Source organism: Enterobacter chuandaensis, from assembly GCF_003594915.1.
GTDB classification, from domain to species: domain Bacteria; phylum Pseudomonadota; class Gammaproteobacteria; order Enterobacterales; family Enterobacteriaceae; genus Enterobacter; species Enterobacter chuandaensis.
Genome location: NZ_QZCS01000002.1, coordinates 59624 through 73719, shown reverse-complemented (window position 1 = coordinate 73719; position 14096 = coordinate 59624). Strand labels below are relative to the sequence as shown.

Sequence of the window (14096 nt, the reverse complement as noted above, 5' to 3'; positions counted from 1 at the left end):
ACAAAACAGGAAACGAAGATGAAAGCTGTATCTCGCGTTCATATCACGCCGCATATGCACTGGGACCGTGAGTGGTACTTCACCACTGAAGAGTCGCGTATTCTTCTGGTCAATAATATGGAAGAGATCCTGACCCGCCTGGAGCAGGATGACGAGTATAAATATTACGTCCTTGATGGTCAGACGGCGGTGCTGGAAGATTATTTTGCCGTGGTGCCCGAAAACCGCGCGCGAGTGAAGGCGCTTGTGGAGCGCGGAAAGCTGATTATCGGCCCCTGGTATACCCAGACCGATACCACGATCGTCAGCGGCGAGTCGATTGTCCGCAACCTGATGTACGGCATCCGTGACTGTATGGCGTTCGGCGAGCCGATGAAGATCGGCTATCTGCCAGATTCGTTTGGTATGTCCGGCCAGCTTCCGCATATCTATAACGGGTTTGGCATTACCCGCACCATGTTCTGGCGCGGCTGCTCGGAACGACACGGAACCGATAAAACCGAATTTCTCTGGCAGAGCCAGGACGGCAGTGAAGTGACGGCACAGGTGCTGCCGCTGGGCTACGCGATTGGTAAGTACTTACCGGAGGACGAAGCGGGGCTGCGAAAACGGCTCGACAGCTATTTCGACGTTCTGGAAAACGCCTCTGTGACTAAAGAGATTTTGCTGCCCAACGGCCACGATCAGATGCCGCTGCAGCAGAACATTTTCGCGGTGATGGATAAGCTGCGCGAAATCTATCCCCAGCGTCAATTTGTAATGAGCCGCTTTGAGGAGGTATTTGACCACATTGAGGCGCGCCGCGATGAACTGGCGACCCTGAAAGGGGAGTTTATCGACGGAAAATACATGCGCGTTCACCGGACCATCGGCTCCACGCGCATGGACATTAAAATCGCCCATGCGCGTATTGAGAACAAAATTGTCAATATTCTCGAGCCGCTGGCGACGCTTGCCTGGACGCTGGGCTTCGATTACCACCACGGCCTGCTGGAGAAAATGTGGAAAGAGATCCTCAAAAACCACGCTCACGACAGCATTGGCTGCTGCTGCAGCGATAAGGTGCATCGCGAGATTGTCTCCCGCTTTGAGCTGGCTGAGGACATGGCGGACAACCTGGTGCGTTTCTATATGCGCAAGATTGTCGACAACATGCCGCAAAGCGACGCCGATAAGCTGGTGATGTTCAACCTGATGCCCTGGCCGCGTGAAGAGGTAATGAACACCACAATCCGGCTGCGCGCCAGCCAGTTCCGACTGCGGGATGATAAAGGCAACGAGATCCCCTATTTCATTCGCAGCGCGCGCGAGCTCGACCCTGGCCTCATTGACCGGCAGATTGTCCACTACGGCAATTACGATCCGTTTATGGAGTTTGATATTCAGCTCAGCCAGATACTGCCGTCGATGGGCTACCGTACGCTGTATATCGAGCCGAACGTGACCGGGAAGGTGCTCCCTGCGGTGAAAAACACCGAATCCTTACTGGAAAACGCCTTCTGGCAAATTGACTTAAACGATGACGGTACGCTGCGCCTGCGTGACAAAGAAACCGGGCTGATTTATGACCGGGTGCTTGAAATCGAAGAGAGTTCGGATGATGGCGATGAGTACGACTATTCCCCTTCTCGGGAAGAGTGGAGACTCACTTCAGCGCAGGGCGAACATCAGGTTGAGGTCACGCACGAAGGCTGGCAGAGCAGGGCGACTATCCGCCATCGGATTGCTGTTCCGGCGAATCTGGCCGAGCGCGCGGCGCGCCAGCGAAACGGTTCTCTCAACGTGGAATTTGACGTCACGCTTAGCCATAACAGCAGGCGTATTGATGTGGCCGTGCGTCTGGATAACCAGGCTGACGACCACCGCGTTCGCGTGCTGATCCCAACGCCGTTTATGACTGAGGACGTGTTAGCGGATACGCAGTTTGGCTCGCTCACTCGCCCGGTGCAGGATGCGGCGATGGAAAACTGGCAGGAAGAGGGGTGGAAAGAAGCGCCGGTTCCCGTCTGGAATTTGCTCAACTATGCCGTCCTGCAGGAAAAACGAAACGGGCTGGCGCTGTTCACCGAGGGGCTGCGCGAGTTTGAAGTGGTGGGTGAGGACAAAAAAGCATTTGCCTTGACCTTGTTGCGTGGTGTGGGGCTACTCGGGAAAGAAGATTTGCTGTTACGCCCTGGCAGACCTTCGGGGATCAAAATGCCAGTACCTGACTCCCAGGTGCGCGGGCCGTTAAGCTGTCGCTTTAGCCTCTTCAGCTTCAGTGGAACGCCGGAAAACGCGGGCGTCGCGCAGCAGGCTAAATCGTGGTTAACGCCGGTGCAGTGCTACAACAAAATCCCCTGGGATGCGATGAAGCTGAATCGCGCGTCGTTTACCACCCCGGAAAGTTACAGTCTGCTGGCGATTTCGCCAACGGGATGTGTGCTCAGTACGCTCAAAAAAGCGGAAGATCGTGATGAGCTCATTCTTCGCCTGTTCAACCCTTCGCCGTCAAACGACGGTGACACGACGCTATCGGTGAATCCGGCGGTGAAACGGTGCTGTGAAACGGACATGAACGAACAGATCCTGGCGCAGCATGAAGAAGAGGGCATTGTCGGGGCATTCAGGCCGGGGCAGTCGCGAACCTTTAGCATTTCACTTGCCTGACAACCGCTGAGATGATCACAAGGCTGCAAAGTTTGCGGCCTTTTTTCATTAAATAGTCACACTGCGGTGTTAACTTCCGGGATGATAAAAGTAAATTTAATGTAATTTTCAGGGGCCCAAAAACGCAGTGAAAAAATAAACTGCCCCGACCGTGCCTTATTGTTAGTCTCACATTGAAATGACGTTTTTCTTTCGCGTTAATTAAAATCACTTCTGTTTATATTTTTTCCCGTCTTCGATAACCAATCACATCTTTGCATGCACATATCATTAACATGGTTTTTACCATTCTTACCACGATTAAACATGGTTAACATCGAGGTTTGTTTTTGATTTAAATCAAAGTTTAATCCTTGGAAAAAGGTGCTGAAAAGCGCTAAATTGTTCCCGATCAAAATGGCCGAAAAGTGGTAATTTTGCTATAAATTGATCACCGTCGAAAAACGTAAATGTGATTCAATAAAAACCTGTTTATTGTAAGGGTTTTGCAGCGTATTATATTTGCGGGATCAATTTGAGTTTTTATTAACCTATTTGTAACCTGTCGTCATCGTTTTTATCCTTCTCCAGGGTAATAACGATGAGCAGGATGCGAATAATTTGTATTGGGGCATGCGTGTGGATCTCTCTGACGGGGTTCACTCTCGGAGTCTTCATGCGATGAGCAAGGAGTCATAATGTTAGACGTAGTCGAACTGTCGCGCTTACAGTTTGCCTTGACCGCGATGTACCACTTCCTGTTTGTGCCACTGACGCTCGGTATGGCGTTCCTGCTGGCCATCATGGAGACGGTTTACGTCCTCTCCGGCAAACAGATTTATAAAGATATGACCAAGTTCTGGGGCAAGTTGTTTGGTATCAACTTCGCACTGGGCGTGGCAACCGGTCTGACCATGGAGTTCCAGTTCGGGACTAACTGGTCTTACTATTCCCACTATGTAGGGGATATCTTCGGTGCGCCGCTGGCCATTGAAGGTCTGATGGCCTTCTTCCTCGAATCCACCTTTGTAGGTCTGTTCTTCTTCGGTTGGGACCGTCTGGGTAAAGTCCAGCATATGGCGGTAACCTGGCTGGTGGCATTAGGTTCGAACCTGTCCGCGCTGTGGATCCTGGTGGCGAACGGCTGGATGCAGAACCCGATCGCGTCTGATTTCAACTTCGAAACCATGCGTATGGAGATGGTCAGCTTTGCCGAGCTGGTCCTGAACCCGGTTGCTCAGGTTAAATTCGTTCACACCGTGGCATCTGGCTACGTATGCGGCGCAATGTTCGTGCTGGGCATCAGCTCCTACTATATGCTGCGCGGTCGTGACTTCGCGTTTGCCAAGCGCTCCTTTGCCATTGCTGCAAGCTTTGGTATGGCTGCAATCCTCTCCGTTATCGTTCTGGGTGATGAATCCGGTTACGAAATGGGCGACGTGCAGAAAACCAAACTGGCCGCTATCGAAGCCGAATGGGAAACCCAGCCGGCGCCTGCTGCCTTTACGCTGTTCGGTATTCCCGATCAGGACGCGCAGGAAAACCGCTTCGCCATTCAAATTCCTTACGCGCTGGGTATCATCGCAACCCGTTCTGTCGATAAGCAGGTAACGGGTCTGAAAGAGCTGATGGTTCAGCACGAAGAGCGTATCCGTAACGGTATGAAGGCTTACTCGCTGCTGGAGCAGCTGCGTGCCGGTTCTACCGACCAGGCCGTTCGCGACCAGTTTAACGACGTGAAGAAAGATCTGGGTTACGGTCTGCTGCTGAAGCGTTATACCCCGAACGTTTCTGATGCGACGGAAGCGCAGATCCAGATGGCGACCAAAGACTCGATTCCACGCGTTGCGCCACTGTACTTCGCATTCCGTATCATGGTGGGCTGCGGCGTCATCATGCTGCTGATCATTGCGGCGTCCTTCTGGTCCGTGATTCGCAACCGCATCGGCGAGAAAAAATGGCTGCTGCGCACCGCGCTGTACGGTATTCCACTGCCGTGGATCGCGATTGAGTCCGGCTGGTTTGTTGCAGAGTACGGCCGTCAGCCATGGGCGATCGGTGAGGTACTGCCAACGGCGGTAGCGAACTCCTCCCTGACGGCAGGCGATCTGATCTTCTCCATGCTGCTGATCTGTGGTCTGTACACCCTGTTCCTGGTGGCTGAGCTGTTCCTGATGTTCAAGTTCGCGCGCCTTGGCCCAAGCAGCCTGAAAACCGGTCGCTATCACTACGAGCAGTCCACTGCGACTACTCAGCCGGCACGCTAAGACAGGAGTCATCAAATGATCGATTATGAAGTATTGCGTTTTATCTGGTGGCTGCTGGTTGGCGTTCTGCTGATCGGTTTCGCCGTCACGGATGGTTTCGACATGGGGGTGGGGATGCTCACCCGTTTCCTCGGTCGTAATGACACCGAGCGTCGAATCATGATCAACTCCATCGCCCCGCACTGGGACGGTAACCAGGTGTGGCTGATCACCGCAGGCGGCGCGCTGTTCGCTGCCTGGCCGATGGTCTACGCGGCTGCGTTCTCCGGCTTCTACGTGGCGATGATTCTGGTGCTGGCCTCTTTATTCTTCCGTCCGGTGGGCTTCGACTACCGTTCCAAGATTGAAGACACCCGCTGGCGCAACATGTGGGACTGGGGCATCTTCATCGGTAGCTTCGTACCACCGCTGGTGATCGGCGTGGCGTTCGGTAACCTGCTGCAGGGCGTACCGTTCCACCTGGACGAATACATGCGTCTTTACTACACCGGTAACTTCTTCCAGCTGCTGAATCCGTTTGGCCTGCTGGCCGGCGTGGTGAGCGTGGCGATGATCATCACTCAGGGCGCAACCTACCTGCAGATGCGTACGGTGGGTGAACTGCACCTGCGTTCCCGTGCAACTGCTCAGGTTGCGGCACTGGTAACGCTGGTTTGCTTCGCTCTGGCCGGTGTGTGGGTGGTGTACGGTATTGATGGCTACGTGGTGACGTCTGCGATCAACCACTCGGCACCGTCTAACCCGCTGACCAAAGAAGTGGCGCGTCAGGCTGGCGCATGGCTGGTGAACTTCAACAATACCCCTGCGCTGTGGGCGATCCCGGCTCTGGGTGTACTGCTGCCTCTGCTGACCGTGCTGACGTCTCGTCTGGAGAAAGGCGCGCTGGCGTTCGTCTCCTCCTCACTGACCCTCGCGTGCATCATCCTGACGGCGGGTATTGCGATGTTCCCATTCGTCATGCCATCCAGCACCATGCTGAATGCTAGCCTGACCATGTGGGATGCAACGTCCAGCCATATGACGCTGAACCTGATGACGTATGTTGCCTGCGTGTTCGTTCCGATTGTTCTGGCTTACACCATCTGGTGTTACTGGAAAATGTTCGGTCGTATCACGAAGGAACATATCGAAAGCAACACTCACTCTATGTACTAAGTAAGGAGCTGAATATGTGGTATTTCGCATGGATTTTAGGGACGCTTCTTGCCTGTGCATTTGGTGTCATCACTGCCCTGGCGCTTGAGCATGTAGAAGCGACCAAAGCGGGTGAAGAAAAACACTGATGAATATTATCGCGAAGCTTTACGCGGTAATGGATAAGCGCCCGTTACGGGCGCTTTCTTTAGTGATGGCATTACTGCTGGCAGGCTGCATTTTCTGGGACCCGTCGCGTTTCGCGGCAAAGACCAGCGAACTGGAAATCTGGCACGGCTTCCTCATAATGTGGGCAGTGTGCGCAGGTGTGATTCACGGCGTGGGCTTTCGTCCGAAAGCGGTTCACTGGCAGGGTCTTTTCTGCCCACTCATTGCCGATCTGGTCCTTCTTGCAGGTCTGATTTTCTTCTTCTTCTGAATAAGAAATGTCCGTTAACGTTATGGGCTTACCCGAGCCCATAAAAATTTACTCTCCGTTTACTTTCTCCCATTCCAAACCATCTTTCCCGCGCGTATAGTAGCGAAGTTTGAAAGCTCCAACTTTTCTTGTATTACCGGGATGTAAAGTGAATACAACGCTGTTTCGATGGCCGGTTCGTGTCTATTACGAAGATACCGATGCCGGTGGTGTGGTTTACCACGCCAGCTACGTTGCTTTTTATGAACGGGCACGCACAGAGATGCTGCGCCATCATCACTTTAGTCAACAGGTACTGTTGGCTGAGCGAGTTGCCTTCGTGGTACGCAAGATGACGCTTGAGTATTTTGCGCCTGCCAGACTCGACGATATGCTCGAAGTCCAAACTGAAATTACATCAATGCGCGGGACCTCACTGGTATTCACGCAGCGGATAGTCAACGCAGAGAACACCGTACTGAACTCAGCTGAAGTACTGATTGTTTGTGTTGATCCAACCATAATGAAGCCTCGTGCGCTTCCTAAGTCTATTGTCGCGGAGTTTAAGCAGTGACTGACATGAATATCCTTGATTTGTTCCTGAAGGCAAGCCTTCTGGTTAAACTTATCATGTTGATTTTGATTGGTTTTTCAATCGCATCCTGGGCCATCATTATCCAGAGAACGCGTATACTCAATGCCGCTGGCCGTGAAGCCGAAGCCTTTGAAGATAAGTTCTGGTCGGGTATTGAGCTTTCTCGTCTGTATCAGGAGAGCCAGGGTCGCCGTGAAAACCTGACCGGCTCCGAACAAATTTTCTATAGCGGATTCAAAGAGTTTGCGCGTCTGCATCGGGCAAACAATCATGCGCCGGAAGCCGTCGTGGAAGGGGCATCGCGTGCGATGCGTATCTCTATGAACCGCGAGCTGGAAAATCTCGAAACTCACATTCCATTCCTCGGCACTGTGGGTTCCATCAGCCCGTATATCGGTCTGTTTGGTACCGTGTGGGGGATTATGCACGCCTTTATCGCGCTGGGCGCGGTGAAGCAGGCGACGTTGCAGATGGTTGCACCGGGTATCGCTGAAGCACTGATTGCGACCGCTATCGGTCTGTTTGCGGCAATCCCGGCGGTTATGGCTTACAACCGCCTGAACCAGCGCGTGAACAAACTGGAACTGAACTACGACAACTTTATGGAAGAGTTCACTGCGATTCTGCACCGTCAGGCGTTTACCAGCACCGAGAGCAACAAGGGGTAAACCATGGCCAGATCGCGTGGACGAGGTCGTCGCGAACTCAAGTCCGAAATCAATATCGTGCCACTGCTGGATGTGCTGTTGGTACTGCTGCTGATCTTCATGGCAACAGCGCCCATCATTACCCAGAGCGTGGAAGTCGATCTGCCGGATGCGACAGAATCACAGGCGGTGAGCACCAATGACGATCCTCCGGTCATCATTGAAGTTTCCGGCGTAGGGCAGTACAGCGTCGTGGTAGAAAAAGATCGTATGGATCAGCTGCCGCCAGAGCAGGTTATTGCTGAAGCGCAGCGTCGTCTGGAATCAAATCCGAAAACGGTCTTCTTAATCGGTGGCGCGAAAGACGTACCCTACGATGAAATTATTAAAGCGCTGAACTTGCTACATAGTGCGGGTGTTAAGTCAGTTGGCTTAATGACTCAACCTATTTGATTATCCGCGTAGTTTTTGGGAACCGATAGTGTCAAAGGCAACCGAACAGAACGACAAGCTTAAGCGAGCGATAATCGTCTCCGCAGTGCTGCACGTTATTCTCTTTGCAGCGCTGATCTGGAGTTCGTTCGACGAGCATATTGATGCATCAGCGGGCGGTGGTGGAGGGTCTTCCATTGACGCCGTGATGGTGGATCCCGGTGCGGTAGTGCAAAACTATAATCGCGAGCAACAGCAGAAAGCGAGTGCCAAACGGGCTGAAGAGCAGCGTGAAAAACAGGCGCAACAGCAGGCGGAAGAGCTGCGTGAAAAGCAGGCCGCCGAGCAGGAGCGTCTGAAGCGGCTTGAGAAAGAACGTTTGCAGGCGCAGGAAGCCGCGAAAGCGCAGGCAGAGCAGCAGAAGCAAGCCGAAGAGGCCGCGAAAAAAGCGCAGGAACAGCAAAAGCAGGCGGAAGCGGCGGCAGCAAAAGCCGCAGCGGATGCCAAAGCGCAGGCTGATGCCCAGGCGAAATTAGCGGCGGAAGCGGCGAAAAAAGCCGCTGCCGATGCTCAGAAGAAAGCTGAAGCCGAAGCCGCGAAGAAAGCCGCTGCGGATGCCCAGAAGAAAGCTGAAGCCGAAGCCGCGAAGAAAGCCGCTGCGGATGCTCAGAAGAAAGCTGAAGCGGAAGCCGCGAAGAAAGCCGCTCAGGACGCAGAGAAGAAAGCGGCTGCCGAGGCTGCGAAGAAAGCTGCTGCGGCTGAGAAGGCTGCTGCAGAAAAAGCTGCCGCCGCTGAAAAAGCCGCTGCTGATAAAAAAGCTGCAGCTGAGAAGGCCGCTGCCGATAAGAAAGCAGCAGCTGAAAAAGCGGCAGCCAAAAAGGCAGCAGCCGCTGAAAAAGCCGCAGCCGCCGCAGGGGTTGACGATCTGCTGGGCGATTTAAGCTCCGGTAAGAATGCACCGAAAACGGGCGGTGGCGCGAAAGGAAACAACGCAGCGCCGACCGGAAGTGGTAACACTAAGAGTAACGGTGCGACAGGGGCTGAAATCAACGGCTATGCCGCGCAGATTAAATCGGCGATTGAAAGCCGGTTCTATGATGCGTCTTCCTATGCCGGTAAAACGTGTACGCTGCGTATAAAACTGGCTCCGGACGGCATGCTGCTTGATATTAAGTCTGAAGGTGGCGACCCGGCTTTATGTACTGCGGCTCTGGCAGCAGCGCGTCAGGCGAAGATGCCTAAACCGCCTTCTCAGGCAGTCTACGAAGTCTTCAAAAATGCGCCGCTGGACTTCAAACCTTAAGTTACATTTTCCCCGTGCAAACGGGGAAAAATAGACCAGGTTTAGTCACAGGGTTCTGGTAGTTTTGTCTATTTGAGTTTGTTAACATTCTGCTAAATTATCGTGGGTAAGGTTACCCGGATAAGGGAGATATGATGAAGCAGGCATTACGTGTAGCATTTAGTTTTTTAATGCTGTGGGCAGCAGTCCTGCACGCAGAAGTACGTATCGAGATCACCCAGGGGGTGGACTCGGCACGCCCAATCGGTGTTGTTCCGTTCCAGTGGGCCGGTCCTGGCGCTGCGCCTGAAGATGCCGGCGGCATCGTGGCGGCTGATCTGCGTAACAGCGGTAAATTCAACCCGTTAGATCGTTCTCGTCTGCCTCAGCAGCCGGGCAGCGCGCAGGAAGTCCAGCCTGCAGCATGGTCTGCGCTGGGTATCGATGCCGTGGTGGTGGGGCAGGTTACGCCTAACCCGGACGGTTCTTACAACGTGGCCTGGCAGCTGGTGGATACCGGCGGTGCGCCGGGTACCGTTCTGGCACAGAACTCTTACAAGGTCACTAAACAATACCTGCGCTATGCGGCACACGCGGCTAGCGACGCGGTATTTGAAAAACTGACCGGTATTAAAGGGGCGTTCCGTACCCGTATCGCTTATGTGGTACAGACCAACGGCGGCCAGTTCCCGTATGAGCTGCGCGTATCTGACTACGACGGCTACAACCAGTTCCTGGTGAAACGCTCTTCACAGCCGCTGATGTCTCCAGCCTGGTCTCCGGACGGGTCTAAACTGGCTTACGTGACCTTCGAAAGCGGTCGTTCTGCGCTGGTTATCCAGACGCTGGCAAACGGTGCGGTGCGTCAGGTTGCGTCGTTCCCACGCCACAACGGTGCACCTTCGTTCTCGCCGGACGGCTCTAAGCTGGCCTTTGCGCTGTCTAAAACCGGTAGCCTGAACCTGTACGTAATGGACATCGGCTCTGGTCAGATCCGTCAGGTGACCGACGGTCGCAGCAACAACACCGAACCGTCATGGTTCCCGGACAGCCAAAACCTGGCGTTTACCTCTGACCAGGCTGGCCGTCCACAAATCTATAAAGTCAACATCAACGGCGGTGCTCCGCAGCGTATCACCTGGGAAGGCTCTCAGAACCAGAACGCAGACGTGAGCAGCGACGGTAAATTCATGGTAATGGTCAGCTCCAACGGTGGGCAGCAGCACATTGCCAAACAAGATCTGGTAGCGGGTGGCGTTCAAGTTCTGTCGTCAACGTTCCTGGATGAAACGCCAAGTCTGGCACCTAACGGCACTATGGTAATCTACAGCTCTTCTCAGGGGATGGGATCTGTGCTGAATCTGGTTTCTACAGATGGGCGTTTCAAAGCGCGTATTCCGGCAACTGATGGACAGGTAAAATCACCTGCCTGGTCGCCGTATCTGTAAATAATAATTAATTGATTACTAAAGGAATCATAGAAATGCAACTGAACAAAGTGCTGAAGGGGCTGATGATCGCTCTGCCTGTAATGGCAATCGCAGCGTGTTCTTCTAACAAGAACGCAAGCAATGACCAGAGCGGCGAAGGCATGATGGGTGCCGGCACCGGTATGGACGCGAACGGCAATGGCAACATGTCTTCTGAAGAGCAAGCGCGTCTTCAGATGCAGCAGCTGCAGCAGAACAACATCGTTTACTTCGATCTGGATAAATACGACATCCGTTCTGACTTCGCTGCGATGCTGGATGCGCACGCAAACTTCCTGCGTAGCAACCCATCTTACAAAGTCACCGTAGAAGGTCACGCGGACGAACGTGGTACTCCAGAGTACAACATCTCCCTGGGTGAACGTCGTGCGAACGCCGTTAAGATGTACCTGCAGGGTAAAGGCGTTTCTGCTGACCAGATCTCCATCGTTTCTTACGGTAAAGAAAAACCTGCAGTACTGGGTCACGACGAAGCGGCTTACTCCAAAAACCGTCGTGCCGTACTGGTTTACTAAGAGAATTGCATGAGCAGTAACTTCAGACATCATCTGTTGAGTCTGTCGTTACTGGTTGGAATAGCGGCCCCCTGGGCCGCTTTTGCTCAGGCACCAATCAGTAGTGTCGGCTCAGGCTCGGTAGAAGACCGGGTCACTCAGCTCGAGCGTATTTCTAACGCTCACAGTCAGCTTTTAACCCAACTCCAGCAGCAACTTTCCGATAACCAAAACGATATTGACTCTCTCCGTGGCCAGATTCAGGAAAGTCAGTATCAGCTTAACCAGGTTGTGGAACGTCAGAAGCAAATTTTATTGCAGATAGATAGCCTGAGCAGCGGCGGTGCAGCAGCACAGCCCGCAGCGGGCGATCAAAGCGGCGCGGCAACCTCAGCGCCTGCGCCGTCTGCTGATGCTTCAGCCTCAACAGGGGCGCCTGTACAGAGCGGTGACGCGAATACGGATTACAATGCGGCCATTGCCCTGGTGCAGGATAAATCTCGTCAGGATGACGCGCTGGCAGCGTTTCAGAACTTTGTTAAGAAATACCCTGACTCAACCTATCAGCCAAATGCGAATTACTGGCTCGGTCAGTTGAATTACAACAAGGGTAAAAAGGACGATGCGGCGTTTTATTTTGCCTCCGTGGTAAAAAATTACCCGAAATCGCCGAAAGCGCCGGATGCGATGTTTAAGGTTGGCGTGATCATGCAGGACAAAGGCGACACGGCGAAAGCCAAAGCGGTTTATCAGCAGGTGGTCGCAAAATTCCCGGGCACCGAAGGTGCTAAGCAGGCGCAAAAACGCCTGAATTCGATGGGATGATTATCGCATGACCAGAAATCGCGTTATTTCTGGTCGTGCAGCATGATTCGTAAGCAGTTAAGTGATCTTCATCGAAATTTTTGTTGCGCTGAATTCTTAAATCAGTAATATATGCCGCCGTTGCCACGGGATATCAAACAACGTGAAAACAGCGTAAAAGTGGGTCGTTAGCTCAGTTGGTAGAGCAGTTGACTTTTAATCAATTGGTCGCAGGTTCGAATCCTGCACGACCCACCACTTAACGCATTATCGGCAGTACAAAGTGGGTGATTAGCTCAGTTGGTAGAGCATCTCCTTTACACGGAGGGGGTCGGCGGTTCGAGCCCGTCATCACCCACCACTCGGGTCGTTAGCTCAGTTGGTAGAGCAGTTGACTTTTAATCAATTGGTCGCAGGTTCGAATCCTGCACGACCCACCACTTTAAAGTGGTACCGAGTAAAAATCTTCGAAGTCAGCACCCGAATGGGTCGTTAGCTCAGTTGGTAGAGCAGTTGACTTTTAATCAATTGGTCGCAGGTTCGAATCCTGCACGACCCACCACTTCGAAGAAAAAATCCCGCAAGGGGTCGTTAGCTCAGTTGGTAGAGCAGTTGACTTTTAATCAATTGGTCGCAGGTTCGAATCCTGCACGACCCACCAATGTTAAAAAGCGCCCTAAAGGCGCTTTTTTGCTATCTGCAGTTCTACAAATGCCCTTCATATCTATTCCCGGTGACTTTTCACTCCAGATTCGCTATCTTGTTTAGTATACAAAACACAATTGCCGCACGTTTTGCTTTGTCAGGCAAAAGAAAGGCAATATTGTTAAGCCAGTAAAACGAGAAGCCATAATGAGTGTGATGTTCGATCCTGAAGCCGCAATCTATCCGTTTCCGCCAAAGCCTGTGCCATTAAGCCAGGATGAAAAGCAATTCTACCGCGAGAAGATCAAACGTCTTCTGAAAGAGCGGGATGCGGTGATGGTGGCCCATTACTACACTGATCCGGAAATCCAGCAGCTGGCGGAAGAGACCGGCGGGTGTATTTCCGACTCGCTGGAGATGGCGCGCTTCGGTGCAAAACACCCCGCGTCCACGCTGCTGGTCGCAGGCGTGCGCTTCATGGGTGAAACGGCAAAAATTCTCAGCCCGGAAAAAACCATTCTGATGCCGACGCTCAATGCGGAATGTTCGCTCGATCTCGGCTGCCCGATTGACGAATTCACTGCCTTCTGCGACGCCCATCCTGACCGTACCGTGGTGGTTTACGCCAATACCTCTGCGGCGGTAAAAGCGCGCGCAGACTGGGTTGTCACTTCCAGCATTGCCGTTGAGCTGATTGAACATCTGGATAGCCTTGGCGAGAAAATTATCTGGGCGCCTGACCGCCATCTCGGCAATTACGTTCAGAAGCAGACGGGGGCTGACGTACTCTGCTGGCAGGGCGCCTGCATTGTGCACGACGAATTCAAGACCCAGGCGCTGTCCCGTATGAAGGCGCTTTATCCTGACGCCGCGATTCTTGTTCACCCTGAATCACCGCAGTCGATTGTCGATATGGCCGATGCGGTTGGCTCAACCAGCCAGCTTATCAACGCGGCCAGAACGCTGCCGCACAAGCAGCTCATCGTCGCGACCGATCGCGGTATCTTCTATAAGATGCAGCAGGCCGTACCGGAGAAAGAACTGCTGGAAGCGCCAACGGCGGGCGAGGGCGCAACGTGCCGCAGCTGCGCGCATTGCCCGTGGATGGCGATGAACGGCCTGAAGGCCATTGCCGAAGGGCTCGAGACAGGCGGTGCAGCACATGAAATCCATGTGGACGCCGCTCTGCGTGAAGGTGCGTTAATTCCGCTTAACCGCATGCTGGATTTTGCGGCTACACTACGTACTTAATTCAAAAAC

13 protein-coding genes and 5 tRNA genes are annotated in these 14096 nt (G+C 53.2%); all 18 read left to right on the top strand.

The window, feature by feature from the left end; genetic code table 11:
* The first annotated feature begins 18 nt into the window (after positions 1-18).
* The 18 genes from mngB (at position 19) to nadA (ending at position 14087) form a co-directional block, all read left to right on the top strand.
* Positions 19-2649 (top strand): mannosylglycerate hydrolase, encoded by a 2631-nt coding sequence (gene mngB / locus D5066_RS03525; RefSeq protein WP_119915077.1) that lies wholly within the window; start codon positions 19-21, stop codon positions 2647-2649.
* Between the two features lie 677 nt (positions 2650-3326).
* On the top strand, positions 3327-4895 hold the full coding sequence (cydA, locus tag D5066_RS03520) for a cytochrome ubiquinol oxidase subunit I (RefSeq protein ID WP_080327869.1): 1569 nt from the start codon (positions 3327-3329) through the stop codon (positions 4893-4895).
* A gap of 15 nt (positions 4896-4910) precedes the next feature.
* Positions 4911-6050, top strand: a complete 1140-nt coding sequence (gene cydB, locus D5066_RS03515; RefSeq protein WP_119915076.1) for a cytochrome d ubiquinol oxidase subunit II — start codon at positions 4911-4913, stop codon at positions 6048-6050.
* Positions 6051-6064: 14 nt separating this feature from the next.
* A complete protein-coding gene (gene cydX / locus D5066_RS03510) occupies positions 6065-6178 on the top strand; it encodes a cytochrome bd-I oxidase subunit CydX (RefSeq protein WP_003858598.1) in 114 nt (37 codons plus the stop codon).
* A complete protein-coding gene (ybgE, locus tag D5066_RS03505) occupies positions 6178-6468 on the top strand; it encodes a cyd operon protein YbgE (RefSeq protein ID WP_080327867.1) in 291 nt (96 codons plus the stop codon). Before cydX ends, ybgE begins: the two co-directional genes overlap by 1 nt.
* A 148-nt stretch (positions 6469-6616) precedes the next feature.
* Positions 6617-7021, top strand: a complete 405-nt coding sequence (gene ybgC, locus D5066_RS03500) for a tol-pal system-associated acyl-CoA thioesterase (protein ID WP_003858593.1) — start codon at positions 6617-6619, stop codon at positions 7019-7021.
* On the top strand, positions 7018-7710 hold the full coding sequence (gene tolQ / locus D5066_RS03495; protein ID WP_008501101.1) for a Tol-Pal system protein TolQ: 693 nt from the start codon (positions 7018-7020) through the stop codon (positions 7708-7710). The genes ybgC and tolQ overlap by 4 nt, the downstream gene beginning before the upstream one ends.
* A gap of 3 nt (positions 7711-7713) precedes the next feature.
* Positions 7714-8142 (top strand): colicin uptake protein TolR, encoded by a 429-nt coding sequence (gene tolR / locus D5066_RS03490; protein WP_003858589.1) that lies wholly within the window; start codon positions 7714-7716, stop codon positions 8140-8142.
* Positions 8143-8170: 28 nt separating this feature from the next.
* Complete coding sequence (tolA, locus tag D5066_RS03485; RefSeq protein ID WP_119915075.1) at positions 8171-9424, top strand: cell envelope integrity protein TolA; 1254 nt, start codon at positions 8171-8173, stop codon at positions 9422-9424.
* 134 nt (positions 9425-9558) lie between these two features.
* A complete protein-coding gene (gene tolB, locus D5066_RS03480; protein ID WP_013097529.1) occupies positions 9559-10851 on the top strand; it encodes a Tol-Pal system beta propeller repeat protein TolB in 1293 nt (430 codons plus the stop codon).
* 35 nt (positions 10852-10886) lie between these two features.
* On the top strand, positions 10887-11408 hold the full coding sequence (gene pal, locus D5066_RS03475; protein WP_003858578.1) for a peptidoglycan-associated lipoprotein Pal: 522 nt from the start codon (positions 10887-10889) through the stop codon (positions 11406-11408).
* 9 nt (positions 11409-11417) lie between these two features.
* Positions 11418-12212, top strand: a complete 795-nt coding sequence (gene cpoB / locus D5066_RS03470; protein WP_119915074.1) for a cell division protein CpoB — start codon at positions 11418-11420, stop codon at positions 12210-12212.
* Positions 12213-12373: 161 nt separating this feature from the next.
* Positions 12374-12449 (top strand) — tRNA-Lys (locus tag D5066_RS03465).
* 27 nt (positions 12450-12476) lie between these two features.
* Positions 12477-12552: transfer RNA gene (locus D5066_RS03460), tRNA-Val, on the top strand.
* Between the two features lie 3 nt (positions 12553-12555).
* Positions 12556-12631 (top strand) — tRNA-Lys (locus tag D5066_RS03455).
* 46 nt (positions 12632-12677) lie between these two features.
* Positions 12678-12753: transfer RNA gene (locus tag D5066_RS03450), tRNA-Lys, on the top strand.
* Positions 12754-12776: 23 nt separating this feature from the next.
* Positions 12777-12852: transfer RNA gene (locus D5066_RS03445), tRNA-Lys, on the top strand.
* A gap of 191 nt (positions 12853-13043) precedes the next feature.
* Complete coding sequence (gene nadA, locus D5066_RS03440; protein WP_119915073.1) at positions 13044-14087, top strand: quinolinate synthase NadA; 1044 nt, start codon at positions 13044-13046, stop codon at positions 14085-14087.
* The last annotated feature ends 9 nt before the right edge of the window (positions 14088-14096 follow it).

What these genes read in the sequence shown, in the direction of transcription:
- mngB (WP_119915077.1), top strand. Translation starts at nt 19, where the DNA reads ATGAAAGCTGTATCTCGCGTTCATATCACGCCGCATATGCACTGGGAC.
- cydA (WP_080327869.1), top strand. Translation starts at nt 3,327, where the DNA reads ATGTTAGACGTAGTCGAACTGTCGCGCTTACAGTTTGCCTTGACCGCG.
- cydB (WP_119915076.1), top strand. Translation starts at nt 4,911, where the DNA reads ATGATCGATTATGAAGTATTGCGTTTTATCTGGTGGCTGCTGGTTGGC.
- cydX (WP_003858598.1), top strand. Translation starts at nt 6,065, where the DNA reads ATGTGGTATTTCGCATGGATTTTAGGGACGCTTCTTGCCTGTGCATTT.
- ybgE (WP_080327867.1), top strand. Translation starts at nt 6,178, where the DNA reads ATGAATATTATCGCGAAGCTTTACGCGGTAATGGATAAGCGCCCGTTA.
- tolR (WP_003858589.1), top strand. Translation starts at nt 7,714, where the DNA reads ATGGCCAGATCGCGTGGACGAGGTCGTCGCGAACTCAAGTCCGAAATC.
- tolB (WP_013097529.1), top strand. Translation starts at nt 9,559, where the DNA reads ATGAAGCAGGCATTACGTGTAGCATTTAGTTTTTTAATGCTGTGGGCA.
- pal (WP_003858578.1), top strand. Translation starts at nt 10,887, where the DNA reads ATGCAACTGAACAAAGTGCTGAAGGGGCTGATGATCGCTCTGCCTGTA.
- cpoB (WP_119915074.1), top strand. Translation starts at nt 11,418, where the DNA reads ATGAGCAGTAACTTCAGACATCATCTGTTGAGTCTGTCGTTACTGGTT.
- nadA (WP_119915073.1), top strand. Translation starts at nt 13,044, where the DNA reads ATGAGTGTGATGTTCGATCCTGAAGCCGCAATCTATCCGTTTCCGCCA.